At 63.5% G+C, this 26,416-nt stretch carries 22 protein-coding genes and 1 tRNA gene; 20 read left to right on the forward strand and 3 right to left on the reverse strand.

Features of this window, described 5'->3' with window-relative positions; translation table 11 throughout:
- Positions 1–252: 252 nt before the first annotated feature.
- The 9 genes from IEW19_RS06240 (at position 253) to rplL (ending at position 6,753) form a co-directional block, all read left to right on the forward strand.
- Positions 253–325: transfer RNA gene (locus IEW19_RS06240), tRNA-Trp, on the forward strand.
- 82 nt (positions 326–407) lie between these two features.
- On the forward strand, positions 408–692 hold the full coding sequence (gene secE, locus IEW19_RS06245) for a preprotein translocase subunit SecE (protein WP_056388913.1): 285 nt from the start codon (positions 408–410) through the stop codon (positions 690–692).
- Positions 693–805: 113 nt separating this feature from the next.
- Positions 806–1,618 carry a transcription termination/antitermination protein NusG gene (nusG, locus tag IEW19_RS06250; RefSeq protein ID WP_188570814.1) on the forward strand — a complete coding sequence of 271 codons (813 nt, stop codon included), beginning with the start codon at positions 806–808 and terminating at the stop codon, positions 1,616–1,618.
- A gap of 128 nt (positions 1,619–1,746) precedes the next feature.
- A complete protein-coding gene (gene rplK / locus IEW19_RS06255) occupies positions 1,747–2,178 on the forward strand; it encodes a 50S ribosomal protein L11 (RefSeq protein ID WP_003803853.1) in 432 nt (143 codons plus the stop codon).
- Between the two features lie 180 nt (positions 2,179–2,358).
- Positions 2,359–3,066, forward strand: a complete 708-nt coding sequence (rplA, locus tag IEW19_RS06260; RefSeq protein WP_188570815.1) for a 50S ribosomal protein L1 — start codon at positions 2,359–2,361, stop codon at positions 3,064–3,066.
- 133 nt (positions 3,067–3,199) lie between these two features.
- Positions 3,200–4,294 (forward strand): GNAT family N-acetyltransferase, encoded by a 1,095-nt coding sequence (locus IEW19_RS06265; protein ID WP_188570816.1) that lies wholly within the window; start codon positions 3,200–3,202, stop codon positions 4,292–4,294.
- 7 nt (positions 4,295–4,301) lie between these two features.
- Positions 4,302–5,420, forward strand: coding sequence for a GNAT family N-acetyltransferase (locus IEW19_RS06270; RefSeq protein ID WP_188570817.1), 1,119 nt, complete (start codon positions 4,302–4,304; stop codon positions 5,418–5,420).
- A 296-nt stretch (positions 5,421–5,716) separates the two neighbouring features.
- Positions 5,717–6,298, forward strand: a complete 582-nt coding sequence (gene rplJ, locus IEW19_RS06275) for a 50S ribosomal protein L10 (RefSeq protein ID WP_188570818.1) — start codon at positions 5,717–5,719, stop codon at positions 6,296–6,298.
- Between the two features lie 77 nt (positions 6,299–6,375).
- Positions 6,376–6,753, forward strand: coding sequence for a 50S ribosomal protein L7/L12 (gene rplL, locus IEW19_RS06280; protein WP_188570819.1), 378 nt, complete (start codon positions 6,376–6,378; stop codon positions 6,751–6,753).
- A 72-nt stretch (positions 6,754–6,825) separates the two neighbouring features.
- Here rplL and IEW19_RS06285 read toward each other — a convergent pair whose 3' ends face one another.
- Positions 6,826–7,323, reverse strand: coding sequence for an aminoacyl-tRNA deacylase (locus IEW19_RS06285; RefSeq protein ID WP_188570820.1), 498 nt, complete (start codon positions 7,321–7,323; stop codon positions 6,826–6,828).
- A complete protein-coding gene (locus IEW19_RS06290) occupies positions 7,323–8,522 on the reverse strand; it encodes an acetyl-CoA C-acetyltransferase (protein WP_188570821.1) in 1,200 nt (399 codons plus the stop codon). Before IEW19_RS06290 ends, IEW19_RS06285 begins: the two co-directional genes overlap by 1 nt.
- A gap of 249 nt (positions 8,523–8,771) precedes the next feature.
- On the opposite strand from IEW19_RS06290, the gene IEW19_RS06295 reads away from it, so the two are divergent.
- The 9 genes from IEW19_RS06295 (at position 8,772) to IEW19_RS06330 (ending at position 23,585) form a co-directional block, all read left to right on the forward strand.
- A complete protein-coding gene (locus tag IEW19_RS06295) occupies positions 8,772–9,254 on the forward strand; it encodes a hypothetical protein (protein WP_229748361.1) in 483 nt (160 codons plus the stop codon).
- A 309-nt stretch (positions 9,255–9,563) separates the two neighbouring features.
- Complete coding sequence (rpoB, locus tag IEW19_RS06300) at positions 9,564–13,073, forward strand: DNA-directed RNA polymerase subunit beta (RefSeq protein ID WP_188570822.1); 3,510 nt, start codon at positions 9,564–9,566, stop codon at positions 13,071–13,073.
- A gap of 104 nt (positions 13,074–13,177) precedes the next feature.
- A complete protein-coding gene (locus IEW19_RS06305) occupies positions 13,178–17,077 on the forward strand; it encodes a DNA-directed RNA polymerase subunit beta' (protein WP_188570823.1) in 3,900 nt (1,299 codons plus the stop codon).
- Positions 17,078–17,537: 460 nt separating this feature from the next.
- Entirely contained in the window at positions 17,538–17,912 is a 375-nt protein-coding gene (gene rpsL, locus IEW19_RS06310; protein WP_009358312.1) for a 30S ribosomal protein S12, read from the forward strand.
- 1 nt (position 17,913) lies between these two features.
- Positions 17,914–18,384: a 30S ribosomal protein S7 gene (rpsG, locus tag IEW19_RS06315; protein WP_003803829.1), complete on the forward strand. Its 471-nt coding sequence runs from the start codon at positions 17,914–17,916 to the stop codon at positions 18,382–18,384.
- Positions 18,385–18,453: 69 nt separating this feature from the next.
- Positions 18,454–20,568 (forward strand): elongation factor G, encoded by a 2,115-nt coding sequence (gene fusA, locus IEW19_RS06320; RefSeq protein ID WP_188570824.1) that lies wholly within the window; start codon positions 18,454–18,456, stop codon positions 20,566–20,568.
- 249 nt (positions 20,569–20,817) lie between these two features.
- Complete coding sequence (gene tuf, locus IEW19_RS06325) at positions 20,818–22,008, forward strand: elongation factor Tu (RefSeq protein ID WP_018760460.1); 1,191 nt, start codon at positions 20,818–20,820, stop codon at positions 22,006–22,008.
- Between the two features lie 102 nt (positions 22,009–22,110).
- Positions 22,111–22,236, forward strand: coding sequence for a hypothetical protein (locus IEW19_RS23900; protein WP_256371453.1), 126 nt, complete (start codon positions 22,111–22,113; stop codon positions 22,234–22,236).
- Between the two features lie 98 nt (positions 22,237–22,334).
- Positions 22,335–23,585 carry an Nramp family divalent metal transporter gene (locus IEW19_RS06330; protein WP_188570825.1) on the forward strand — a complete coding sequence of 417 codons (1,251 nt, stop codon included), beginning with the start codon at positions 22,335–22,337 and terminating at the stop codon, positions 23,583–23,585.
- An 18-nt stretch (positions 23,586–23,603) separates the two neighbouring features.
- Here the strand turns inward: IEW19_RS06330 and IEW19_RS06335 are convergent, their stop codons facing one another.
- Positions 23,604–25,040: a GH1 family beta-glucosidase gene (locus tag IEW19_RS06335; RefSeq protein ID WP_188570826.1), complete on the reverse strand. Its 1,437-nt coding sequence runs from the start codon at positions 25,038–25,040 to the stop codon at positions 23,604–23,606.
- 396 nt (positions 25,041–25,436) lie between these two features.
- On the opposite strand from IEW19_RS06335, the gene rpsJ reads away from it, so the two are divergent.
- Both rpsJ and rplC read left to right on the forward strand, forming a co-directional pair.
- On the forward strand, positions 25,437–25,745 hold the full coding sequence (rpsJ, locus tag IEW19_RS06340; RefSeq protein WP_003803825.1) for a 30S ribosomal protein S10: 309 nt from the start codon (positions 25,437–25,439) through the stop codon (positions 25,743–25,745).
- Between the two features lie 17 nt (positions 25,746–25,762).
- Positions 25,763–26,413, forward strand: coding sequence for a 50S ribosomal protein L3 (gene rplC / locus IEW19_RS06345; RefSeq protein WP_188570827.1), 651 nt, complete (start codon positions 25,763–25,765; stop codon positions 26,411–26,413).
- The last annotated feature ends 3 nt before the right edge of the window (positions 26,414–26,416 follow it).

Raw genomic sequence — 26,416 nt, forward strand, 5'->3', positions numbered from 1 at the left:
CCGGGAGGCTGGAATGTGGGATTCGACGATTTCTACTCTATGCTGTTCACCGGACCCTCCGGGGTGCCGGTTTTGATTTGTGACTGCCCCGCGCAGCACGTTTCTGGCCGGACTTCGGATGGACCGGGGCGGGCTGGTTTTACCTACGCGAAGTTCTTGCGTAGACTGGTTCACCGGTGTTGAAACACGGATGATGGCGTGCCCCCCAGTTCAAGCTGGTGGTCGGTCGTCAAAGAGTGGAATTCACTCCACAGGGTAGTGGCGCAATTGGTAGCGCAGCGGTCTCCAAAACCGCAGGTTGCAGGTTCGAGTCCTGTCTGCCCTGCGCAAGCTGCTCCGGGTGAAAGCCCGGGGCAGGCGCAGCAACCATGGTTCTGATCAGGGCCGGGTAATCCACCATTGCAAAGATGAGCGAGGACCAGGTGACCGAAACAGCTGCCAGCAGCTCCAAGGGCCGCCCAGCTAAGAAGGAAGCCAAGGCAAACTTCTTCGCCCGCATTGCGCTTTTTGTCCGCCAGATCATCGGCGAACTGAAGAAGGTGGTTGCCCCCACCCGCAAGGAACTGATCAACTACACGCTCGTGGTGCTGGTGTTCGTGGCCATCATGATGGTCATCGTCAGCCTGCTGGACATTGGTTTCGGAACCGCTGTCAGCTGGATCTTCGGCGGCACCGGCCCCAAGGACAGCTAAGGCTGCACGGTCCGCAGGCCGCGCGTTCCACCGGGAAGCCGGAAGGAAACGCCGGCGTGCGGAATTGAGCCATTTAAATAGGCATGTACGGCAATGAGGAAGCAGGAGACCAAGTGTCTGAGCAGGAGCTCGAGGTAACCGAGACCGGGTTGGAAGAATCCCCGGACGTCACGGCAGAAGCCGGTGAAGAGTCCGAGGTTGAGTCCTCCACGCCCGAATCCGACGACGCCGCCTCCGACGTTGCAGAAGCAGACAACGCTTCAGACGCTGACGGGGAAGACGAGCCCGCCGACGCCCTCGCCGCCGCGGCAGCCACCGCAGCCGTGGATCCCGCGGAGGAGTTCAAGGCCAAGCTGCGCCGCCAGGAAGGTGACTGGTACGTCATCCACTCCTACGCCGGTTACGAAAACCGCGTGAAGGCCAACCTTGAAACCCGCATCCAGACCCTGGACATGGAAGATTACATCTTCGAAATCCAGGTGCCCATGGAAGAAGTCGTGGAGATCAAGAACGCCCAGCGCAAGGTGATCAACCGCGTCCGCATTCCCGGTTACGTCCTGGTCCGCATGGACCTGACCGACGCCTCCTGGGGCGCTGTCCGCCACACGCCCGGCGTCACCGGCTTCGTGGGCAACGCCCACAACCCGGTCCCGCTGCGCCTGGACGAGGTCTTCTCCATGCTCGCCCCTGTCTTCGAAGAGGAGCAGGCCGAGAAGGGCAAACCGGTCAACAAGCAGAACCAGGTTCCCGTGGCCGTCGACTTCGAGGTCGGGGAATCCGTCATCGTCAAGGAAGGTCCGTTCGAGACCCTCCCCGCCACCATCTCGGAGATCAAGCCCGAGTCCCAGACCCTCGTGGTCCTGGTCTCCATCTTCGAGCGCGAAACGCCCGTCACCCTGGCGTTCAACCAGGTCACCAAGATCTGAGAATCCTAGAATTCGTTCCGGCGGCGCCTGCTTAGCGGCACCGGAACGGCCGGCCGCCTTGCCATGGCGGCCAAAAACCTGAGGCACGCTCCTGTGCCCCAGGACGTTATTGAGAGAAGGACCCTACATTGGCTCCCAAGAAGAAGGTCACCGGCCTCATCAAGCTGCAGATCCAGGCAGGTGCCGCCAACCCGGCCCCGCCGATCGGTCCTGCGCTTGGCCAGCACGGTGTCAACATCATGGAATTCTGCAAGGCGTACAACGCTGCAACGGAAGCCCAGCGCGGAAACGTCATCCCCGTGGAAATCACGGTCTACGAGGACCGTTCCTTCACGTTCATCACCAAGACCCCGCCGGCTGCAGAACTCATCAAGAAGGCTGCAGGCGTCGCCAAGGGTTCAGCAACCCCGCACACCGTCAAGGTTGCCAAGCTGACCCAGGCCCAGGTCAACGAGATCGCTTCCACCAAGATGGAAGACCTCAACGCCACCAGCCTCGAAGGCGCAGCGAAGATCATCGCCGGCACCGCCCGCTCCATGGGCATCACCGTCGAGGGCTAAACCCCCAACAGCTGTCCAGCGTCAGGGTAATTGACGACGACGGGCGGCACCGCCGGGACACCGGCACCACAAACAAATTGAAATGTTGGCCGTCCGGGCCGGATAACGAACCGGATCGCCGACTGTGGCAGGGCCCAGCGCGGTCCGCAGACCACAACTGCACAAGGAGAAATAAGCAGCATGGCAAAGCGCAGCAAAGCATATGAGGCAGCAGCCGCCAAGATCGACGCGGAGAAGCACTACGCACCGTTCGAGGCAGTAACGCTGGCCAAGGACACCAACCCGTCCAAGTTCGACGCCACGATTGAGGTTGCCTTCCGCCTCGGCGTGGACCCCCGCAAGGCTGACCAGATGGTCCGCGGCACGGTCAACCTGCCCCACGGCACCGGTAAGACCGCCCGCGTCCTGGTCTTCGCCACGGGCGACAAGGCGGAGGCCGCGATCGCAGCCGGCGCCGACTTCGTCGGTTCCGACGACCTGATCGAACGTATCGCCGGCGGCTGGACCGACTTCGACGCCGCCGTTGCCACCCCTGACCTCATGGGCAAGGTTGGCCGCCTCGGTAAGGTCCTGGGCCCGCGTAACCTGATGCCGAACCCGAAGACGGGCACCGTGACCCCCGACGTCACCAAGGCCGTCAACGACATCAAGGGTGGAAAGATCGACTTCCGCGTCGACAAGCACTCCAACCTGCACTTCATCATCGGCAAGGTTTCGTTCGACGCCATCAAGCTGGCCGAGAACTACGCGGCAGCACTGGAAGAGGTCCTCCGCCTGAAGCCGTCCGCAGCCAAAGGCCGCTACATCCAGAAGGCCACCGTTGCCACCACGTTCGGCCCGGGCATCTCCGTTGACCCCAACGTCACCAAGGTGCTCACCGAGGCATAGTCCCCAGGGCAACCTGTGCCGGTAGGGCACGCATGAAGGGACCGTCCGGCTGTTGCCGGGCGGTTCCTTCGTCATTGCCACTGATTCCCCTGCGTTCCCTCGACAGCCGGGCGCTGCTGGCTAGGCTGGCATCATGACGCAGCCGAACGCCCTGGTGGTTTCCGCCGTCGTTGTTCCTCCCTCCGTGGATGCTGGGGGTGACTTCACGGATTTCCGTGATTGCCAGTCGATGCGGCAGGCGCACGAACTGGAAACGTGGGGCGACATGGACCGCGGCTACACCTACGCCGAGGAAGTGGAACACTGGCGCGGCACCCAGTACGAGGCGAGGCACCTTTTCGTGGGCCGGATCGGCCAAGAGGCGGTGGGCATGTGTTCGGTGACGCTGCCGTTGCGGGAAAACACCCTGACCGCCGGCATCAACGTCCTGGTATCGCCCGCCTTCCGACGGCGCGGGCTGGGCCTCCGACTCCTGCGCCATGCCGAGGCCGTGGCGCAGGACAACGGCCGTACCTCCCTGGACGGCTACTTTGAGCTTCCGGCAGGAGTGGCGGACGGGACCGGGCTGCTGCACGCCAAGTCGGGCGCTGGAGGCCTGCCGGCGGACCAGCCCTCCACCGCGTTCGCGGTGGCTGCCGGCTACGAGCTTGAACAGGTGGAGCGGTCCAGCCGCCTGGCCCTTCCCGTCCCGCCGTTCCTGCTGGCACAGCTGGAGGCCGGCGCCGCCGCCCACGCCGGGGACTACGTCCTGACGGGCTGGAATGACCAGTGTCCGGAGTCGCTCGTCACCAGCTACGCAGGGCTGAGGGCGCGGATGAGTACGGATGCACCCACCGCCGGCATGGACTGGGAGCGGGAGGACTGGGATGCCGCCCGCGTGCGGGACGACGAGCGGACCCTCATCCGGAGCGGCGTGCACTCAACGGTGTCAGCGGCCGTCCACCGCCCCACCGGTGAACTGGTTGCCTACACGGTCCTGGCCTGGCGTCCGCAGGTGCCGGAGTCGCTGATCCAGCAGGACACCCTGGTGGCGGCAGAGCACCGCGGGCACCGGCTGGGCATGCTGGTCAAGGCGGCCAACCTCCGCCGCGTGCAGGGGAAATGGCCTTCGGCGCGTTCGGTTTTGACATGGAATGCCAGCGAAAACCAGCATATGCTGGCGATAAATACCGCACTTGGATTCAGGCCCGCTGGCTATGAAGGTGAGTGGCAGAAACGGCTGGGATGATGCCCGCATGGCAATAGACGTGAAGATCGAGCAGCTATGGATCCCCGACTCACTGGATACCCCGGACGCAGCGGACTTCCTCGCCGCCGTGGAGGTGGGCCGCAAAGTGCGGATGCAGACGTGGGGCAGCGATGATCTCGCCTACGGTCCCCAGGAAAAGCTGCTTGAATTCGCGGACCCGTATGAGCGCCAGCTGATCCTGGTGGCCAAGGTGGATGGCGCCATCGTGGGCACGGTTGACATCGCACTGCCCCTGACCGACCACCTGGACCTCGCAGAGCTCACCCTGGACATCCTGCCCGAGTTCCAACGGAAGGGGGTGGGACGCCGGTTGCTCGAGGCGGCGGAACAGCTGGCCAGGGGTGAAGGCCGCACCATGATCCTGGTGGACACCAACCACCCGGGAGCGTCCCTGCACGAGTTTGAGCGGGCCCAGCTGGTCCCGGGTTCTGGCCAGGGATTCGTGCCCCTGGAGAGCCGCGAAGTGGAGTTCGCGCAGAAGACCGGATACACGCTGCAGCACATCGAACAGTTCAGTTCCTGCCTCCTGCCCCTGGACACCAAGCTGGTGGCCGATCTCCAGGCCGAAGCCGAGGAAGCGAACAACGGCAGGTACCGGCTGCACCACTGGACGGACCAGTGCCCGGACCAGTGGCTGGAGGGCGTCGCGGCCCTTGAGAACCAGGCAGGGGCCGACGTTGATCCGTCCCTTGAGTTGCCCATTGAACAGGACATGGTGTTCGACGCCGGCATCCTGCGCGAGGCGGAAGACGTCGCCATCGCGCAGGGCAGGAGAACAGTGGTCACCGCCGTGGAGCACATCGCCACGGGCGCGCTGGTGGGCCTGACCACCATCACAGTGCTGGCGCACAGGGCCGACGTCGTGTTCCAGGATGACACCCTGGTCCTGCAGGAGCACCGCGGCAACAAGCTGGGCCTGCTGATCAAGGTGGCCAACATGGAACGGCTCAGTGAGCAGTTCCCGGATGCGCGCATCATCTACACCTGGAACGCCCCCGAGAACCGGTACCTCCTGACAGTCAACAAACAGCTAGGCTTCCAGACGGCCGGCGTGACCGGGATCTGGCAAAAGGAGCTCCCCACGATGCATACCAGTACCAGCTGACCGGTCGATTTGGCGGACGGAGCCCCCTCGCGTAAGCTGGACGTACCAAAGACCGTCGGTTGTTGGAAATCCACTCTCCTGAACATGGCTCAACTCTGCAGTTGTGCGCTTGAGACAACAGTGGCTTTCCGGACGAAGGACCCTCAACGCAGGGCGGCCGGCGCAGGTGAACGAAGCAAAGCTCCACGGTACAGCCGTGTTGAGCCAAGCCCCGTGCATCTGCGCGGGGCGTTTTTAGTTTTAGCTCTCTTGAGCGGGGACCGTCGAATACCGGCACTATCCCCGGAAGGAGGGTTATGGCAACGCCTACCAAGGTTTCAGCAGTAGCTGAGATCACTAACGATTTCAAGGAATCGAACGCCGCTGTCCTGACCGAATACCGCGGGCTCACCGTTGCACAGCTCAAGCAGCTGCGTGTTTCTCTCGGCCAGGACACCAAGTTCGCGGTCGTCAAGAACACCCTGACCGCCATTGCAGCCAAGGAAGCCGGCGTCGAAGCATTCGACGGCCAGCTTGCCGGCCCCACTGCGATCGCGTTCATCAAGGGTGACGCAGTTGCCGCTGCCAAGAGCCTGACGGATTTTGCCAAGACCAACAAGCAGCTGGTCATCAAGACCGGTTACTTCGAGGGCAAGGCACTGAACGCCAGCGAAGTTGCTGCCCTGGCAGCACTCGAGTCCCGCGAGCTGCAGCTCGCCAAGGTTGCAGGCGTCCTCAAGGCCCCTGCCGCCGCAGCTGCACGCATCATCGACGCACTGCGCCTCAAGCTTGAAGAAGAGAACGGTGCACCGGCAGCTGCCGAAGCGCCCGCCGCTGAAGAAGCACCTGCCGCCGAAGCTGAAGCCCCGGCCGACGCTCCCGCAGCTGAAGAGAACTAATTCTCTTCACCCCACCAGACTCGGTGTGAAGGAAAGCCCCGCGCGGTCCGGACACCACAACAGGAAGGACGCCTACCATGGCGAAGCTCAGCAACGAAGAGCTCATTGAAGCTTTCAAGGAACTGACCATCATCGAGCTCTCCGAGTTCGTCAAGCTCTTCGAAGAGACCTTCGAAGTTACCGCCGCTGCTGTTGCAGTTGCCGGCCCCGCCGGTGGCGGAGCTGCTGAAGAGGTTGAAGAGAAGACCGACTTCGACGTCGTCCTCGAAGCTGCCGGTGACAAGAAGATCGCAGTGATCAAGGAAGTCCGCGCCATCACTTCCCTGGGCCTGAAGGAAGCAAAGGACCTGGTTGACAGCGCTCCCAAGGCTGTCCTCGAAGGTGCTACCAAGGAAGCTGCCGAGAAGGCCAAGGAGCAGCTCGAGGCTGCAGGCGCCACCGTTACCCTCAAGTAACAACGCCTTTTTCCGGGAAACCCCGTCCACTTCGGTGGACGGGGTCTCCTGCTTTAAAAGGTTCTTCCTGCCTCATCCAGGGTCGCTGATGTCGGCCACGACGGCGCCCAGCGCTTCAGTCAGCGCGTCGGCGTCCACGAACGCGCTGTAGCCATGGCCGCCGGCCCCCATGGAGATTCGGCGTCCGGTGATGGTGGCATCGGCGTAGACCGGCCAGGCGGTGGTACTGCCCAACGGTGTGATGGTGCCCCGCTCGTAGCCCGTAGCCTCCAGGGCCGTCTCGGCGGGCGGCAGGGACAGCTTGTTGACGCCCACCAGGGCACGGAGCTTGGGCCAGGAGATCTGGCGGTCACCCGGGATCAGTGCGAACAGGAAGCTCCCGTCCTTGTGCTTGACCACCAGGGACTTGACGATGTCCGCCGGCCTGATGCCCAGGATGTCAGCAGCCTCTTCAAGGCTCTTCGCTGCAGGCCGCTCCACCACGTCAACCTGCAGGCCCCGGGCTGCGGCGTCGGCCAGGAAGCGTTCCCGCCCGACGCCGTCCGTTGCCTTTCCGGACAGGCCCCCCATCAGTCGCGGTACAGCAGGAGGGCTTCGCCCTGGCCGCCCCCACCACAGAGGGACACGGCAGCCTTGCCTGTGCCGCGCCGTTTCAGCTCATGGGCGGCATGGGCAGCAAGCCGTGCCCCCGAGGCCCCGATCGGATGCCCCAAAGCGATGGCGCCGCCATGGATGTTGCACTTTTCCAGGGGGTAGTCCAGGTCCTTGAGGGACTGCACGGCTACCGAGCCGAATGCTTCATTGATCTCGATGAAGTCGAGGTCCGCTGTGCTCCAGCCAGCCTTGCCGAGGGCGTTCATGATGGCGTTGGAGGGCTGGGAATGCAGCGAGTTGTCAGGGCCGGCCACCTGCCCCGGCTTTCCAACCACCGCGAGGTACTCCAGCCCGTGCTCCTCGGCGTAGCCACGGGATGCGAGCACCAGGGCGGCGGCGCCGTCGGATAGCGGAGACGAGTTGCCGGCGGTGATGGTGCCGTCGGTAACGAAGGCAGCACGCAGGCCGGCCAGTGATTCAACTGAGGTATTGGGGCGGACCCCCTCGTCGGTGTCCACCACCAGGGGCTCGCCTTTGCGCTGCTTGACGCTGAGGGGTGCGATCTCGCCGTCGAACGTCCCATTCTTTGCCGCAAGCGCCGCGCGCTGGTGCGACTGGGCGGCAACGTTGTCCTGGGAGGAGCGGTCGATGCCCAGCGAGAGGTTCCGCGTCTCCGTGGACAGGCCCATCGATTCCCCGTCAAAGGCATCTGTCAGTCCGTCGTGGGCGGCGGCGTCCAGCGCCTGGATGGAGCCATAGGTCCATCCCTGGCGGGACCCCGGAAGCAGGTGCGGTGCCCGGCTCATGGACTCCTGGCCGCCCGCCACCACCACGGCGGCCTCGCCGGCGCGGATCATCCGGGCGGCGTCGATCACTGCGGTGAGGCCGGAGAGGCACACCTTGTTGACGGTCACCGCAGGGACGTTCCACTCGATGCCGGCGCCGATGGCGCTTTGCCGGGCGGGGTTCTGCCCGGCGCCTGCCTGGAGGACCTGGCCCATGATGACGGTTTCGACGTCGGCGGCGTCGATGCCGCTGGCCGCCAGGGCGGCCTTGATGGCGTGGGCGCCAAGGTCCACCGCCGTGAGGCTGGACAGTTGGCCGTTGATCCGGCCCTGCGGAGTTCGTGCCGCCCCGAGGATGACAACGTCACTGCTGTCAGGAGAGTTGCCCATGGTTACCACTTTCAATCCGGTTCCGGTGTAAGCCACCAAGGCTATCGTGAGCCTGGTCGCCCAACTATTCAAACGCCGGAACGCCTATGTGCATTCCTGGCGCGTGGCGTTGCGCCCGCGCTGAGCCCGGGCGGCAGGGGAGGGGTCCCCACCGGCGGGTTGTGCACGACGGCGGACGCTTGCGTAGGGTGGACGGCGAGGCTTTGCAGGGGGACACCGGGTCCGGGGCCGGATGGACGGAGCGGCATCGTGAAGAAGACACTGACCGTGGCAGCCATTGCCGCCCTGGCCGGAGGCATGCTGTCCGGCTGTTCTGTCTCCACGCCGGCCCCACCGGAAGCCGCCCAGCCAACAGCGTCGTCCGCCCAGGCCCGGGAAGCGGCCAGCAGCAGCCCTACCGCCACCGGGGGCGCGGGAAGCCAGGGCGCCAAGGCCACCGGAACCAGGGAAGCCTGCGAACTCTTCAACAAGCTGGTGGCTGACTATGCCGCTGTTTCGCCCGCTGACTCCAAAGGCTACGAGGACGTGTACATGAAGGCCCAGGACGCGAAGGACTCTGTCTCCGGGGACCTGCGGGGGCTGTTTGCCTCGCTCAGCCTGCTGGCCATCGACCGCTCCTCGGCGGCGGAGTCCGGCGCCAAGCCGGCGCAGGAGTCCCAGGACGCGGTCCGGGACGCCGTCTTCGCGAACTCCGCGGCCTGCACGGCGGAAGGCGTGACGCTTCGGCTCTAGCCGATCCGGAAGCGCATAAGCGGGAGCGGGAAACTGGGTGCTTGCAATCCGGCCGGATGTGGGGTAGACACGTAGGTTGTTTTGCCGTATCGTAGATATTTGCGTCTTCCCTGTTTACCTTCAGCCTTCATATAGCGGTGGGCTTTGCCTGGCAGCTGGCAATCAACGTGCCGTAACAACGGTCACAGCATAGTCAGCCCGGGCCCCGGGTCATATAGCGGAACCGGATGGTAGCGCTGCGGAGTCACTCCGCAGGGTGCACAGCGGGGGAGATCTGAAAACGCCTGAAGGTCTGTGGAAGGATCCCTCTTGGTCGCCTCGAGCACCTCTAATAACGAAACCGCTAACACCGCCGACAGCACTGATGGTGCCACTCGCCGGCTCTCATTCGCAAAGATTCACGAACCGCTTGACGTTCCGAATCTGCTTGCCCTGCAGACGGACAGCTTTGACTGGCTGGTCGGCAATGAGCGCTGGCAGGCACGCGTGGCAAAGGCTGTCGAAGAAAACGATCTCAGCGTCGCCACCACGTCCGGCCTGTCGGACATCTTCGAAGAGATCTCCCCGATCGAGGATTTCCAGGGCACCATGTCCCTGAGCTTCTCCGATCCGGAGTTCGCTGACCCGAAGTACACCATGGCCGAGTGCAAGGACCGGGACGCAACGTACTCGGCTCCGCTGTACGTCAAGGCCGAGTTCATGAACAACAACACGGGCGAAATCAAGCAGCAGACCGTGTTCATGGGTGACTTCCCGCTGATGACCGAGAAGGGCACCTTCGTCGTCAACGGCACCGAGCGTGTCGTCGTCTCCCAGCTGGTCCGTTCGCCGGGCGCCTACTTCGAGCGTGCCGCTGACAAGACCAGCGACAAGGACATCTTCACCGCCAAGATCATCCCGTCCCGCGGTGCATGGTTCGAGCTCGAGATCGACAAGCGCGACCAGGTGGGTGTCCGCCTCGACCGCAAGCGCAAGCAGTCCGTCACCGTCCTGCTGAAGGCCCTTGGCTGGACCGAAGGCCAGATCCTCGAAGAGTTCGGCCAGTACGACTCCATGCGGGCAACCCTGGAGAAGGACGCCACCGAGACCCGCGAAGACGCCCTGCTGGACATCTACCGCAAGCTGCGTCCGGGCGAGCCGCCCACCGTCGAGGCTGCCCAGTCGCTGCTGGACAACCTGTACTTCAACTCCAAGCGCTACGATCTGGCCAAGGTTGGCCGCTACAAGATCAACCGCAAGCTGGGCATCGACCGCTCCCTTGGCGACAAGGAAGCATCAGTCCTGCACGTTGAAGACATCGTTGCCATGATCAAGTTCCTCGTTGCGCTGCACGCCGGCGAGAAGACCATCAAGGGCACCCGCGATGGCCAGGAAGTGGACCTGCGCGTCGAAATCGACGACATCGACCACTTCGGCAACCGCCGCATCCGCGCCGTCGGCGAGCTCATCGAGAACCAGGTCCGCACCGGCCTGTCCCGTATGGAGCGCGTCGTCCGCGAGCGTATGACCACCCAGGACGTCGAGGCCATCACGCCGCAGACCCTGATCAACATCCGCCCCGTGGTTGCAGCCATCAAGGAGTTCTTCGGAACCTCCCAGCTGTCGCAGTTCATGGACCAGAACAACCCGCTTTCGGGCCTGACCCACAAGCGCCGCCTGTCGGCCCTTGGCCCCGGTGGTCTGTCCCGTGACCGCGCCGGCATGGAAGTCCGTGACGTGCACCCGTCCCACTACGGACGCATGTGCCCCATCGAAACCCCTGAAGGCCCGAACATCGGCCTGATCGGTTCGCTGGCTTCCTACGGACGCATCAACCCGTTCGGCTTCATCGAGACCCCGTACCGCCTGGTCAAGGACGGCGTCGTGTCCGACGACGTCCAGTACCTGACGGCCGACGACGAAGCTGAGGTCCTGATCGCCCAGGCCAACGCGCCGCTGGACGAGAACAACAAGTTCTCCGAGGACACCGTCCTGGTCCGTGCCCGTGGTGGTGGGGGAGAGCCCGTCCTGGTTCCGGCCGAGGACGTTGAGTTCATGGATGTCTCCCCGCGCCAGATGGTGTCCGTGGCCACCGCCCTGATCCCGTTCCTCGAGCACGACGATGCAAACCGCGCACTCATGGGTGCCAACATGCAGCGCCAGGCCGTGCCGCTGGTCCGTTCCGAGGCCCCGTTCGTGGGCACCGGCATGGAGCGCGCCGCAGCTGTCGACGCCGGTGATGTCACCATCGCGAAGAAGGCCGGTGTGGTCACCGAGGTTTCCGCCGAGCTCGTCATCATGCTCAACGACGACGGCACGGAAACCAACTACCGCATCAACAAGTTCGCCCGCTCCAACCAGGGCAACTGCTACAACAACCGCGTACTGGTGAACGAAGGCCAGCGCCTGGAAGTCGGCGGCATCATCGCCGACGGCCCGGCAACGGACCAGGGCGAACTCGCACTGGGCAAGAACCTGCTCGTGGCATTCATGTCATGGGAAGGCCACAACTTCGAGGACGCCATCATCCTCTCGCAGCGCATTGTTGCCGAGGACGTCCTTTCCTCCATCCACATCGAGGAGCACGAGATCGATGCCCGCGACACCAAGCTTGGTGCCGAGGAAATCACCCGTGACATCCCCAACGTGTCCGAGGAAGTACTGGCAGGCCTGGACGAGCGCGGCATCATCCACATCGGTGCCGAGGTTGAAGCAGGGGACATCCTGGTCGGAAAGGTCACCCCGAAGGGTGAAACCGAACTGACCCCGGAAGAGCGCCTGCTGCGCGCCATCTTCGGTGAGAAGTCCCGCGAAGTCCGCGACACCTCCCTGAAGGTGCCCCACGGCGAGTCCGGCACCGTCATCGGCGTGCGCGTCTTCGACCGCGACAACGACGACGAGCTGCCCCCGGGCGTGAACCAGCTGGTCCGCGTCTACGTGGCCGCCAAGCGCAAGATCACCGACGGCGACAAGCTCGCCGGCCGCCACGGCAACAAGGGCGTTATCTCCAAGATCCTTCCGATCGAGGACATGCCCTTCCTTGCCGACGGCACCCCCGTTGACATCGTCCTGAACCCGCTGGGTGTTCCGGGCCGTATGAACGTGGGCCAGGTGCTCGAGACGCACCTCGGCTGGGTTGCCAAGACCGGTTGGAAGATCGAAGGCGAGCCCGAGTGGGTCAAGCAGCTGCCCAACCTGCCGCGCGAGAGTGGTCCAACCACTGTTGCCACGCCGGTGTTCGACGGTGCCCGCGAAGAGGAAATCACGGGCCTGCTGGACTCCACCAACGTGACCCGCGACGGTGACCGCCTGATCAACTCCTCGGGCAAGACCCGCTTGTTTGACGGCCGCTCCGGCGAGCCGTTCCCGGATCCGATCTCGGTCGGCTACATGTACATCCTGAAGCTCCACCACCTGGTGGACGACAAGATCCACGCCCGCTCCACCGGCCCGTACTCCATGATCACGCAGCAGCCGCTGGGTGGTAAGGCACAGTTCGGTGGCCAGCGCTTCGGTGAAATGGAAGTGTGGGCGCTCGAAGCTTACGGCGCCGCCTACACGCTCCAGGAACTCCTCACGATCAAGTCCGATGACATCCACGGTCGCGTGAAGGTCTACGAAGCGATCGTCAAGGGCGAGAACATCCCGGAGCCGGGTGTTCCCGAATCCTTCAAGGTCTTGATCAAGGAAATGCAGTCGCTGTGCCTGAACGTGGAAGTTCTTTCCACGGACGGAACCACAATTGAAATGCGTGACTCTGATGACGCAGTCTTCACGGCTGCGGAAGAACTGGGCATCGATCTGTCTCGCGCAGAGCCCAGCTCCGTAGAAGAGGTCTAGCAGGAGGTTTACGACGGCGGGTGACCACCCGCCGTCGTACGCCCCCTCCCTCATCCCGCACCTAAGACTTCAGAATTTAGAGAACAAGAGAGAACAGGGACCATATGTCCAGCGAATCCTCCTTCGGCCTCATGCAGATCGGCCTCGCCACCGCGGAAGACATCCGCGGCTGGTCGTACGGCGAGGTTAAGAAGCCGGAAACCATCAACTACCGCACGCTCAAGCCCGAGAAGGACGGCCTCTTCTGCGAGAAGATCTTCGGCCCGTCCCGGGACTGGGAATGCTACTGCGGCAAGTACAAGCGCGTGCGCTTCAAGGGCATCATCTGTGAGCGCTGTGGCGTCGAAGTCACCCGCGCCAAGGTCCGCCGTGAGCGCATGGGCCACATCGAACTGGCCGCCCCCGTCACGCACATCTGGTACTTCAAGGGTGTTCCGTCCCGCCTGGGCTACCTCCTTGACCTGGCCCCGAAGGACCTCGAAAAGGTCATCTACTTCGCTGCCTACATGATCACCAGCGTCGACGAGGCTGCCCGCCACGAGGAACTGCCCAACCTGCAGGTTGAGCACGACATTGAGAAGAAGCAGCTGATCGACAACCGCGACGCCGACATCGCGGCCATCGCCCGCGACCTTGAAGGCGAAATCGCGCGCCTTGAGGGCGAAGGCGCAAAGGCTGCCGACAAGAAGAAGGCCCGCGACTCCGCCGACCGCCAGATGGCCAACGTGCGCAAGCGTGCCGACGCCGACATCGAGCGCCTCGAGCAGGTCTGGGACCGCTTCAAGAACCTCAAGGTCGCCGACCTCGAAGGTGACGAGGGCCTGTACCGCGAACTGCGTGACCGCTACGGCATGTACTTCGAAGGCTCCATGGGCGCCGAAGCCATCAAGAAGCGCCTCGAGAACTTCGACATGCAGGCCGAGTCCGACCTGCTGCGCGACGTCATCGCCAACGGCAAGGGCCAGCGCAAGACCCGCGCCCTCAAGCGCCTGAAGGTGGTCAACGCGTTCCTGACCACCAACAACAGCCCGCTTGGCATGGTCCTCGACGCCGTCCCGGTGATCCCGCCGGAACTGCGCCCCATGGTCCAGCTGGACGGTGGCCGCTTCGCGACCTCCGACCTCAACGACCTGTACCGCCGCGTGATCAACCGCAACAACCGCCTCAAGCGCCTGCTTGATTTGGGTGCTCCGGAGATCATCGTCAACAACGAGAAGCGCATGCTTCAGGAAGCTGTTGACAGCCTCTTCGACAACGGCCGCCGCGGCCGCCCGGTCACCGGACCGGGCAACCGTCCGCTGAAGTCCCTGAGCGACATGCTCAAGGGCAAGCAGGGCCGTTTCCGCCAGAACCTCCTCGGCAAGCGCGTCGACTACTCCGGCCGTTCGGTCATCGTCGTCGGCCCGCAGCTGAAGCTGCACCAGTGCGGCCTGCCCAAGCAGATGGCCCTGGAGCTCTTCAAGCCGTTCGTGATGAAGCGGCTGGTTGACCTCAACCACGCCCAGAACATCAAGTCGGCCAAGCGGATGGTGGAGCGCTACCGCCCGCAGGTCTGGGACGTGCTCGAAGAGATCATCACCGAACACCCGGTGCTGCTCAACCGTGCACCTACCCTGCACCGCCTGGGCATCCAGGCGTTCGAGCCGCAGCTTGTTGAAGGCAAGGCAATCCAGCTGCACCCGCTGGTTTGTGGCGCCTTCAACGCCGACTTCGACGGCGACCAGATGGCAGTCCACCTGCCGCTGAGCCCCGAGGCGCAGGCTGAGGCCCGCATCCTGATGCTGTCCTCGAACAACATCCTGAAGCCCTCTGACGGACGCCCGGTCACCCTGCCTTCGCAGGATATGATCATCGGCCTGTACCACCTGACCACCAAGCGCAAGGGTTCGGCCGGTGAAGGCCGCATCTTCGGTTCGGTTTCGGAGGCCATCATGGCGTTCGATGCCCGTGAGCTGCACCTGAACTCGCAGGTCAAGATCCGACTCGAAGGCTTCGTTCCGTACGCCGACTGGGAAGCTCCTGAAGGCTGGGAGCAGGGCCAGCCTGCCCTCGTCCAGACCTCCCTCGGCCAGGTCCTCTTCAACGAGACCCTGCCCGAGGACTACCCGTGGGTTGAAGCCGTTGCCGACAAGGGCGAACTGTCCCGGATCGTCAACGACCTCGCCGAGCGCTACCCGAAGGTGGTCACCGCTGCAACGCTGGACAACCTGAAGGATGCCGGTTTCTACTGGGCCACGCGTTCAGGCGTCACCGTCGCCATCTCCGACATCGAGGTTCCTGCTGCCAAGCCGGAAATCCTTGCCGGGTACGAAGAGCGGGCCGCCAAGATCCAGGGCCAGTACGACAAGGGCCTGATCGACGACGACGAGCGTCGCCAGGAACTGATCGAGATCTGGAACAAGGCCACGAACGACATCGCCTCCGTGATGCGTGAGAGCCTCTCGCCGATGAACACCATCAACCGCATGGTGTCCTCCGGTGCACGTGGTAACTGGATGCAGGTCCGCCAGATCGCGGGTATCCGTGGCCTGGTGGCCAACCCGAAGGGTGAAATCATCCCGCGTCCCATCAAGTCCTCCTACCGCGAGGGCCTGTCGGTGCTGGAATACTTCATCGCCACGCACGGTGCCCGTAAGGGCCTGGCCGATACCGCCCTGCGTACCGCCAACTCGGGTTACCTGACCCGTCGTCTGGTGGACGTCTCGCAGGACGTCATCGTCCGTGAAGAGGACTGCGGCACCGAGCGTGGCCTGGTCACGCCCATCGCCGTCGCCGATTCCAACGGCGAGCTCGTCCTGGACGAGAACGTCGAGAACAGCGCCTACGCACGTACGCTGGCCGTCGACGTCGTGGACTCCGAGGGCAACGTCCTCGCAGCCGCCGGCACCGACTGCGGCGACGTGGTCATCGCTGAGCTCTTCAAGGCAGGCATCACCGAGGTCAAGGTCCGCTCCGTACTTACCTGTGAGTCCAGCGTCGGCACCTGCGCCCTCTGCTACGGCCGTTCGCTGGCCACCGGTAAGACCGTGGACATCGGCGAGGCCGTGGGCATCATCGCGGCACAGTCCATCGGCGAACCCGGTACCCAGCTGACCATGCGTACGTTCCACACCGGTGGTGCTGTTTCCGCCGGCGGCGGTGACGACATCACCCAGGGTCTGCCCCGTATCCAGGAGCTCTTCGAAGCCCGTACTCCGAAGGGTGTTGCCCCGATTGCTGAAGCAGCCGGCCGCATCGCCATCGAGGAGTCCGAGCGCCAGATGCGCCTCGTCATCACCCCTGATGACGGAACGGAAGAGATCGCTTACCCGGTTCTCCGCCGTTCACGCCTGCTGATCGAAGACGGCGACCACGTTTCCGTTGGCCAGAAGCTGATCAACGGTCCGGTGGACCCCAAGCAGGTCCTGCGCATCATGGGTCCGCGTGCGGCACAGAAGTTCCTGGTGGACGAGGTCCAGGGCGTGTACCGCAGCCAGGGCATCGGTATCCACGACAAGCACGTCGAGGTTATCGTCCGCCAGATGCTGCGCCGCGTCACGGTCATCGAGTCCGGCGAATCGGACCTGCTGCCCGGCGAGCTCGCCGAGCGCAGCCGCTTCGAGGATGCCAACCGCCGCGTTGTGTCCGAGGGCAAGACTCCGGCTTCCGGACGTCCCGAGCTCATGGGCATCACCAAGGCGTCGCTGGCCACCGAGTCCTGGCTGTCCGCAGCTTCCTTCCAGGAGACCACCCGCGTCCTGACGCAGGCGGCCATGGAAGGCAAGAGCGATCCGCTGCTGGGCCTGAAGGAAAACGTCATCATCGGTAAGCTGATCCCGGCCGGCACGGGCCTCCCGCGCTACACCGAGGTCACCGTGGAGCCCACTGAAGAAGCAAAGGCCAACCTGTTCACCGGCCCCAGCGCGTTCAGTGACTTCTCGTACGACACCCTGGGCGGTGACGGAGCTCCCGAGTTCCACGCCATCCCGCTGGATGACTACGACCTGGGCAACGACTTCCGGTAACCGCCGGCCGTAACGAGCCTGACCGAGGGATGGTCCCGCATCGCAAGGTGGGGGACCATCCCCGTTTAACCCATCGATTGCTCCGAAACTGCCGTTTTCATCGCTCAAAACGGCAAGTACGGAGCAATCGATGGGTGACGATGCCCCGATTAAGGCATGGAGCCTGTCCATGCTAAACTTGTTACCAATTGTTATTGTGGCAGTGGATGAGTGCGCCGGTATCAGCTGAAAGGCTGGACCAGAGCGACGTTTCCGGTTTGCAGGGTTCTTGTGCAACGTATGCCACATTTTTGCATGCCTAGGGAACTGCAGGAATGTACGTTTCGTCCCGGTGTGCGATCCGACTATTAAGGCTTCGCCTTCGCCGCCATGGAGATTCCCTTCAGGGCCCGGGCGGCGGGGCATCGCAACAGGAGAGTGGCCGGAAACAGCCACTCCGGATAAAACGGAGAACACGAGAGTGCCTACGATTAACCAGCTGGTCCGCAAGGGCCGCACGCCAAAGGTCTCAAAGACCAAGGCTCCCGCGCTTAAGGGCAGCCCCATGCGCCGCGGTGTCTGCACCCGCGTCTACACCACCACCCCGAAGAAGCCGAACTCGGCTCTGCGCAAGGTGGCACGTGTGCGCCTCAACGGCGGCGTGGAAGTTACCGCCTACATCCCCGGTGTTGGCCACAACCTGCAGGAGCACTCCATTGTGCTCGTTCGCGGTGGTCGTGTGAAGGACCTCCCGGGTGTCCGCTACAAGATCGTCCGTGGCGCCCTCGATACCCAGGGTGTGAAGAACCGTAAGCAGGCCCGCAGCCGCTACGGCGCAAAGATGGAGAAGAAGTAATATGCCTCGCAAGGGTCCGGCCCCCAAGCGGCCGCTCGTTTCGGATCCGGTATACGGTTCCCCGCTGGTAACCCAGCTCATCAACAAGGTGCTCGTTGACGGCAAGAAGTCCACGGCAGAGCGCATTGTCTACGGTGCCCTCGAAGGCGCACGCGCCAAGTCCGGCGGCGACCCCGTTGCAGCCCTGAAGAAGGCCATGGACAACGTCAAGCCTTCGCTCGAGGTCCGCTCCCGCCGCGTCGGCGGCGCCACCTACCAGGTTCCGGTTGAGGTCAAGCCGGGCCGCTCCACCGCACTCGCACTGCGTTGGCTGGTTGGCTACTCCAAGGCCCGCCGTGAAAAGACGATGACCGAACGCCTCCAGAACGAAATCCTGGATGCGTCCAACGGTCTCGGTGCCGCTGTGAAGCGTCGCGAAGACACCCACAAGATGGCCGAGTCCAACAAGGCCTTCGCACACTACCGCTGGTAATACTCCCCGGATGCTGCCGGCTCAACCGAGCCGGCGGCGAACGTGTAGTCCATCCCAAAAGGAGACCCCGTGGCACAGGACGTGCTTACCGACCTTAGCAAGGTCCGCAACATCGGCATCATGGCCCACATTGATGCCGGCAAGACCACTACAACCGAGCGCATCCTGTTCTACACGGGTGTGAACCACAAGATCGGCGAAACGCACGACGGCGCTTCGACCACTGACTGGATGGAGCAGGAGAAGGAACGCGGCATCACCATCACGTCGGCCGCCGTGACCTGCTTCTGGGAAAACAACCAGATCAACATCATCGACACCCCCGGCCACGTGGACTTCACCGTGGAGGTTGAGCGCTCCCTGCGCGTCCTCGACGGCGCAGTTGCCGTCTTCGATGGCAAGGAAGGCGTTGAGCCGCAGTCCGAGACCGTGTGGCGCCAGGCTGACAAGTACAACGTTCCGCGTATCTGCTTCGTCAACAAGATGGACAAGCTCGGTGCTGACTTCTACTTCACCGTAGACACCATCGTCAGCCGCCTCGGCGCCAAACCGCTGGTCATGCAGCTGCCCATCGGTGCCGAGAACGACTTCATCGGCGTCGTGGACCTGCTCTACATGCGTGCCCTGGTGTGGCCCGGCGATGCCAAGGGTGACGTCACCATGGGTGCCAAGTACGAGATCCGCGAGATCCCGGCCGACCTCCAGGAAAAGGCTGAGGAGTACCGCGCGAACCTCGTTGAGACCGTCGCTGAGTCCTCCGAGGAACTCATGGAGAAGTACCTTGAGGGCGAAGAGATCTCGATCGACGAGCTCAAGGCCGGCATCCGCAAGATGACCATCAACTCCGAGCTGTACCCGATCTTCTGCGGTTCCGCGTTCAAGAACCGCGGCGTTCAGCCCATGCTCGACGCAGTTGTGGACTACCTGCCGAACCCGCTCGACGTTCCCCCGATGGTCGGCCACGATCCCCGCGACGAAGAGAAGGAACTGACCCGCAAGCCTTCCGCTGAGGAGCCGTTCTCGGCCCTGGCGTTCAAGATTGCTGCGCACCCCTTCTTCGGCCAGCTCACCTTCATCCGCGTGTACTCCGGTCACGTGGAAGCAGGCGCTCAGGTGGTCAACTCCACCAAGGGCAAGAAGGAGCGCATCGGCAAGCTCTTCCAGATGCACGCCAACAAGGAAATGCCCGTCGAGGGCGCTACCGCCGGCCACATCTACGCAGCCATCGGTCTGAAGGACACCACCACGGGCGACACCCTGTGCGACTCCGCAAACCAGATCGTGCTCGAATCCATGAGCTTCCCGGAGCCCGTGATCTCGGTCGCCATCGAGCCCAACACCAAGGGTGACCAGGAGAAGCTCTCCACGGCCATCCAGAAGCTCTCCGCTGAGGACCCCACCTTCCAGGTGTCCCTCAACGAAGACACCGGCCAGACCATCATCGCCGGCATGGGCGAACTCCACCTGGACATCCTGGTGGACCGCATGCGCCGGGAATTCAAGGTCGAGGCAAACGTGGGCAAGCCCCAGGTTGCCTACCGCGAAACCATCAAGCGCGCCGTCGAACGCCACGACTACACGCACAAGAAGCAGACCGGTGGTTCGGGCCAGTTCGCAAAGATCCAGATCGCCATCGAGCCGCTGGATACTGCCGAGGGCGAGCTGTACGAGTTCGAGAACAAGGTCACCGGTGGCCGCGTTCCCCGCGAGTACATCCCGTCTGTTGACGCGGGCATCCAGGATGCATTGAACGACGGCGTCCTGGCCGGCTACCCGGTTGTCGGCATCAAGGCCACGCTGATCGACGGCGCGTACCACGATGTTGACTCTTCGGAAATGGCGTTCAAGATCGCCGGCCGCATGGCTTTCAAGGAAGCTGCACGCAAGGCGAACCCGGTTCTGCTCGAACCGCTGATGGATGTCGAGGTCCGCACCCCTGAGGAATACATGGGTGAAGTTATCGGTGACCTCAACTCCCGCCGTGGCCAGATGCAGTCCATGGAAGATGCACAGGGCGTCAAGGTCATCCGCGCGCACGTTCCGCTGTCCGGCATGTTCGGCTACATCGGTGACCTGCGCTCCAAGACCCAGGGCCGTGCTGTGTACTCAATGACGTTCAACAGCTACGCCGAGGTCCCGAAGGCAGTTGCCGACGAGATCATCCAGAAGACCCGCGGCGAATAGTCCCCGGACTTCTCAAAGCAACAAACTCGGATGCGCTTGCCGGCAACGGAAAGCACAGCCGGTGCAGGTGGCCGGGCACGGCCCACGCCGATTTTCGGCCATCTGCACGAACAGGATCCTGGGACTAGTATTAGTTCCTGAATCTGCAATTTCACCAATCCAAAGCCCCCCAAGTAGACTTACCTGAGTTTCTGCCGCGACAAGTGCGGCAGGAGGGTATGTCATTTGAAAACGTTCTAGGAGGAACCTGTGGCAAAGGCAAAGTTCGAGCGGACTAAGCCGCACGTCAACATCGGCACCATTGGTCACGTTGACCATGGTAAGACGACGCTGACGGCCGCCATTTCCAAGGTGCTGTACGACAAGTACCCGACTCTCAACGAGAAGCGCGACTTCGCGTCGATCGACTCTGCACCCGAAGAGCGTCAGCGCGGTATTACCATCAACATCTCCCACGTGGAGTACCAGACCGAGAAGCGTCACTACGCACACGTTGACGCCCCCGGCCACGCTGACTACATCAAGAACATGATCACAGGTGCTGCCCAGATGGACGGCGCAATCCTCGTGGTTGCCGCTACCGACGGCCCGATGGCTCAGACCCGCGAGCACGTTCTGCTCGCCCGCCAGGTTGGCGTTCCCTACCTGCTGGTTGCGCTGAACAAGGCTGACATGGTCGACGATGAGGAACTCCTCGACCTCGTCGAAATGGAAGTTCGTGAGCTCCTGAGCTCGCAGGGCTTCGACGGCGACAACGCTCCGGTTGTCCGCGTTTCCGGCCTGAAGGCCCTGGAAGGCGACCCGGAGTGGGTCAAGTCCGTTGAGGACCTGATGGCTGCTGTCGACGAGTCCGTTCCGGACCCCGTACGTGACCGCGACAAGCCGTTCCTGATGCCGATCGAGGACGTCTTCACCATCACCGGCCGTGGCACCGTTGTTACGGGCCGCGCCGAGCGTGGAACCCTCGCCATCAACTCCGAGGTCGAGATCGTCGGCATCCGCCCGGTCCAGAAGACCACGGTTACCGGTATCGAGATGTTCCACAAGCAGCTCGACGAAGCATGGGCCGGCGAGAACTGTGGCCTCCTGCTCCGCGGTCTGAAGCGCGACGATGTCGAGCGTGGCCAGGTTGTCGTCAAGCCGGGTTCCATCACCCCGCACACCGACTTCGAAGCCAACGTCTACATCCTCTCCAAGGACGAAGGCGGACGTCACAACCCGTTCTACTCCAACTACCGCCCGCAGTTCTACTTCCGCACCACTGACGTAACCGGCGTTATCACCCTGCCCGAGGGCACGGAAATGGTTATGCCTGGCGACAACACTGAGATGACCGTTGCGCTCATCCAGCCCATCGCTATGGAAGAGGGCCTCGGCTTCGCAATCCGCGAAGGCGGCCGCACCGTTGGTTCGGGACGCGTTACCAAGATCATCAAGTAGTACTTGCTGAGCTTTTAGGACGGCCCCGCTGCTTCAGGCAGCGGGGCCGTTCTTTTGTTAAAGGGCCCCCTGATACTGTTGCAGCACTGAAAGGAGATCATCATGGGATGGCTTATCTTCCTGATCATCGCGGTTGCCGTTGTGGCCGGTGTGTTCTGGGTCAAAAGGAATTTCCGGCACGAGATCGACCGGGCCAAGCGCATCAACAGGGCAAACAAGAACCAGTAGCGTCCCGGACCTGCTGGCATGCCTTAAAAGTATTTTTCGGTCTGCCTAAATTCGCGGTATCCTCGTTGTATTGATGCCCGCAACGACGAGGACATGCCATGGCTGCTTCAACACTGGCAGCGGAATCCGCTCCTACCAAGGGCTGGTCACGCCTGCTCCTGCTCGGGCCCGCCTTTGTCGCCGCAATCGCCTACGTCGACCCGGGAAACGTCGCCGCGAACCTGACCGCCGGGGCCAATTTCGGATACCTGCTGGTGTGGGTTCTCGTTGCTGCCAATGCCATGGCCGTGCTGATCCAGTACCAGTCCGCCAAGCTTGGACTTGCCACCGGGATGAGCCTGCCGGAGATACTCGGCAAACGCCTGGGCCCCCGCCGACGCCGCGCGTACTGGGTCCAGGCCGAAATCGTTGCCGGAGCCACGGACATGGCCGAAGTGATCGGCGGTGCAGTTGCGCTCAACCTGTTGTTCGGCCTGCCGCTGCTCACGGGCGGAGTCATCATTGGCCTGGCCTCCATGCTCCTGTTGGCGCTGCAGTCGCACCGCAGCCAAAAGTCTTTCGAACTCGCAATCCTGACCCTGCTGGGCGTCATCGCCGTAGGGTTCGTCTCCGGCCTTTTCGTCAGTCCGCCGGACGCAGGCGGCGCCCTCGCCGGACTTGTGCCCCGGTTCGAGGGAACCGATACCGTCCTGCTCGCGGCCGGCATGCTCGGCGCCACCGTCATGCCGCACGCCATCTACTTGCACTCGGCTCTTGCCCGGGACCGCCACGGCTTCTCGGAGGACCCGGCGGTCAGAACGCGGCTGATCCGGGCTACCCGCGTGGATGTCGCCGGAGCCTTGTTGCTCGCCGGGATAGTCAATATCGCCATGCTGTTGTTGGCAGCCTCAAGCCTTCGCGGCGTGGAGGGGACTGACACCATCGCCGGGGCGCACGCGGCCGTGACATCGGCACTGGGGCCAATTGTCGGCGTCGTATTTGCTGTAGGCCTCCTGGCCTCGGGACTGGCGTCCACGTCGGTGGGCTGCTATGCCGGGGCCACCGTCATGGGCGGGCTGCTGAAGGTTCGGATTCCGCTGCTGGTCCGCCGGACTGTCACCCTGGTCCCGGCGCTGGTGGTCCTGGGTGCCGGCATAGAACCTACGCTGGCGCTGGTCCTCAGCCAGGTCCTCCTGAGTTTTGGTATTCCGTTCGCGCTGATTCCGTTGATCCGGCTGACCGGCAGCCGCAAGGTGATGGGCATCCACGCCGACTCAAAACCGCTGCGGATCGCCGGATGGACCAGCGCCACGCTCATAGTCGGCCTGAACTGCGTCTTGATCTTCCTGACATTGGCGGGACATGGCTGAGTGGCTGGCTAAGCGCCGTCAGTATTCCATGCCGGCGCGTGCCCGGGAGAGCGCCTGATACCAGTAGAAGGACCGCTTGGGGGTGCGCTCCAGCGAATCGAAGTCCACGTGCACCAGGCCGAAACGCTGTGAGTAGCCGGCTGCCCACTCGAAGTTATCCATCAGCGTCCACACGTAGTAGCCGCGCAGGTCCACGCCCTCCGCCAGTCCGCCGGGAGCGGTGGCCTCAAGCGCAGCCCCCAGATGCGCGGCAAGGTACTCCACCCGGTCCGCGTCTTCAAGTGTCTCCGAGACCCGGTCGGGTTCGGGGAAGCTCGCCCCACCCTCGGTGATGTACACCGGCGGCAGGGCCTGCCCGTACCGGTCGCGCATTTCCTGCAGCAGGACGCCCAGGTGTTCCGGCGCCACCGGCCACCCAAATCCAGTGCTGCCGTACTCCGGGTAGCCCACCTCGTGGAAGGGCAGCTTGGCGAGTTCCTGGTGCGTGTCGGCCGGCAGGGGGGTGATGCCCGGCCCCAGTGCCACCTTGACCGGGAAGTAGTAATTCAGCCCGTAGAAATCCAGGGGCTGGTGAATTGTCTTGAGGTCCGCGTCGGAGATCCTGCCGATGGAGCGCAGCCAGGGCTTGGCGTACAGCGGCAGCGAGGGGTACCGGCCCAGCAGGACGGGGTCTGCATAGAGCCGGTTCATCAGCAGATCGTACAGGTGGGCGACGAGCCGGTCCCCGAACTTGCGGGTAGCCGGCCTGACGGGGGAGTGCAGGTTGGTCAGGCCGATGCCGCCCGATACCCCGGCGGCCCGCAGCGCCTGCACGCCGAGCCCGTGCGCCAGGAGCTGGTTGTGGATGGCGGGAAGGGCCTCGAACATCAATCGGCGGCCCGGGGCGTGCACGCCCAGGGCATAGCCGTTCAGCGTGACTGATACAGGTTCGTTGAGGGTGACCCATTGCGCCACCCGGTCCCCGAACCGCTCACCGGCAGCACGCGCGTACTCACCAAACCGCTCAGCTGTGTCCCGGTTCAGCCAGCCGCCGCGGTGTTCCAGGGGCAAAGGCGTGTCCCAGTGGTAAAGGGTGGCCATGGGCGAAATGCCGGCATCAAGGAGTTGATCGATCAGGCGGTCGTAAAAGTCCAGGCCTTGGGCATTGAACCCGCGTTGGCCGTCAGGCTGGATGCGCGGCCAGGACAGCGAGAACCGGTAGGAGTCCACGCCCAATTCCCTGAGGAGTGCCACGTCCTCCGGGGACCTGTTGTAGTGGTCGCACGCGACCGCGGGGGAGTGGCCATCCTGGATGGTACCGGGCTTCTCCACGAAGGCATCCCATCCCGACGGCCCGCGGCCCCCGGCCCTCAGTGCGCCTTCGATCTGGAACGCCGCAGCCGCGACGCCAAGGGTAAACGACGGCGGCACGCGTCCGGCCAGTTCGGTCACCGATTCGGTGTCTTCCAGGGTCATGCCCCTATCATCCGGCCGGTTCCGGTCCACGGCAATGGCTCTGCTGGGCGACAATCAGGAGCCGATTCGCATCTGCTGTGGTTTTCCGGCATACTAGGTGAGTTGTTCAAGCGCTTCTTCGCGTCCCGATCCGGATAATGCCGGGTGCAGGGTCCAAGCTGAAGACCAAACATAACCCACCCCCAAGGAACTGCGGATCTACATGTGCGCCTAGTGCGACACGCCCGACCGCGGGGGTCGGTTACGCCGGCAAGGTGAGGAACCCGGATTCATCCGGATTCAGCTTGTGCGGCGGATGGTGGTTACGACCTCAAATGCTTCGGCAGCCATACAACGTGTAAGTGAACAGGGCAGCCCTAAACCGGGGAAGCACAGACTGAAAGAGAGTCAGGCGACATGGCGGGACAAAAAATCCGCATCCGGCTGAAGTCATACGACCACGAGGTCATTGACGTTTCAGCACGGAAGATCGTTGAGACGGTCACGCGCGCAGGCGCAACGGTAGTTGGCCCCGTGCCGCTGCCCACGGAGAAGAACGTGTACTGCGTGATCCGCTCTCCGCACAAGTACAAGGACAGCCGCGAGCACTTCGAAATGCGCACGCACAAGCGTCTTATCGACATCATCGATCCCACGCCGAAGGCTGTTGACTCGCTCATGCGTCTCGACCTGCCGGCTGACGTGAACATCGAAATCAAGCTGTAGGGAGGTGCTGAGAGACTATGACCGCAACCCGTAACGTAAAGGGCCTGCTGGGCACGAAGCTCGGCATGACCCAGGTCTGGGACGAGAACAACAAGCTCATCCCCGTCACTGTGGTCCAGGCAGACTCGAACGTCATCACCCAGCTGCGCAACGCAGAAGTTGATGGCTACGTCGCCGTTCAGATCGGCTACGGCCAGATCGATCCCCGCAAAGTCACCAAGCCGCTGGCTGGTCACTTTGAAAAGGCAGGCGTCACGCCTCGCCGCCACGTCGTCGAACTCCGTACCGCAGATGCTGCCGAGTACGAGCTGGGCCAGGAGCTCTCCGTAGAGCTCTTCGAAGCCGGCCAGAAGATCGACGTCATCGGCACCACCAAGGGTAAGGGCTTCGCCGGTGTTATGAAGCGTCACGGCTTCCACGGCGTTGGAGCTTCCCACGGTGCCCACAAGAACCACCGTAAGCCCGGTTCAATCGGTGGCGCATCCACCCCGAGCCGCGTCTTCAAGGGCATGAAAATGGCCGGCCGCATGGGCGCCGTGCGTCACACCACGCTGAACCTCACGGTTCACGCGGTTGACGCCGAGAAGTCGCTGCTCCTGATCAAGGGTGCCGTTCCCGGTGCCCGCGGCCAGGTCGTCTTCGTACGTACCGCCGTGAAGGGAGCCTAGTTC

The sequence above is a fragment of the Arthrobacter liuii genome (assembly GCF_014639275.1).
Taxonomy (GTDB): Bacteria; Actinomycetota; Actinomycetes; order Actinomycetales; family Micrococcaceae; genus Arthrobacter; species Arthrobacter liuii.

Excerpts from the sequence above, each read along its gene's own strand:
- IEW19_RS06285 (WP_188570820.1), bottom strand. The coding sequence starts at position 7,323 with ATGGGGGGCCTGTCCGGAAAGGCAACGGACGGCGTCGGGCGGGAACGC.
- rpsG (WP_003803829.1), top strand. The coding sequence starts at position 17,914 with ATGCCTCGCAAGGGTCCGGCCCCCAAGCGGCCGCTCGTTTCGGATCCG.
- rplC (WP_188570827.1), top strand. The coding sequence starts at position 25,763 with ATGACCGCAACCCGTAACGTAAAGGGCCTGCTGGGCACGAAGCTCGGC.
- rplA (WP_188570815.1), top strand. The coding sequence starts at position 2,359 with ATGGCAAAGCGCAGCAAAGCATATGAGGCAGCAGCCGCCAAGATCGAC.
- rplL (WP_188570819.1), top strand. The coding sequence starts at position 6,376 with ATGGCGAAGCTCAGCAACGAAGAGCTCATTGAAGCTTTCAAGGAACTG.
- IEW19_RS23900 (WP_256371453.1), top strand. The coding sequence starts at position 22,111 with ATGGGATGGCTTATCTTCCTGATCATCGCGGTTGCCGTTGTGGCCGGT.
- rpsJ (WP_003803825.1), top strand. The coding sequence starts at position 25,437 with ATGGCGGGACAAAAAATCCGCATCCGGCTGAAGTCATACGACCACGAG.
- IEW19_RS06270 (WP_188570817.1), top strand. The coding sequence starts at position 4,302 with ATGGCAATAGACGTGAAGATCGAGCAGCTATGGATCCCCGACTCACTG.
- IEW19_RS06335 (WP_188570826.1), bottom strand. The coding sequence starts at position 25,040 with ATGACCCTGGAAGACACCGAATCGGTGACCGAACTGGCCGGACGCGTG.
- secE (WP_056388913.1), top strand. The coding sequence starts at position 408 with ATGAGCGAGGACCAGGTGACCGAAACAGCTGCCAGCAGCTCCAAGGGC.
- IEW19_RS06305 (WP_188570823.1), top strand. The coding sequence starts at position 13,178 with ATGTCCAGCGAATCCTCCTTCGGCCTCATGCAGATCGGCCTCGCCACC.
- IEW19_RS06265 (WP_188570816.1), top strand. The coding sequence starts at position 3,200 with ATGACGCAGCCGAACGCCCTGGTGGTTTCCGCCGTCGTTGTTCCTCCC.
- IEW19_RS06290 (WP_188570821.1), bottom strand. The coding sequence starts at position 8,522 with ATGGGCAACTCTCCTGACAGCAGTGACGTTGTCATCCTCGGGGCGGCA.
- rplJ (WP_188570818.1), top strand. The coding sequence starts at position 5,717 with ATGGCAACGCCTACCAAGGTTTCAGCAGTAGCTGAGATCACTAACGAT.
- IEW19_RS06330 (WP_188570825.1), top strand. The coding sequence starts at position 22,335 with ATGGCTGCTTCAACACTGGCAGCGGAATCCGCTCCTACCAAGGGCTGG.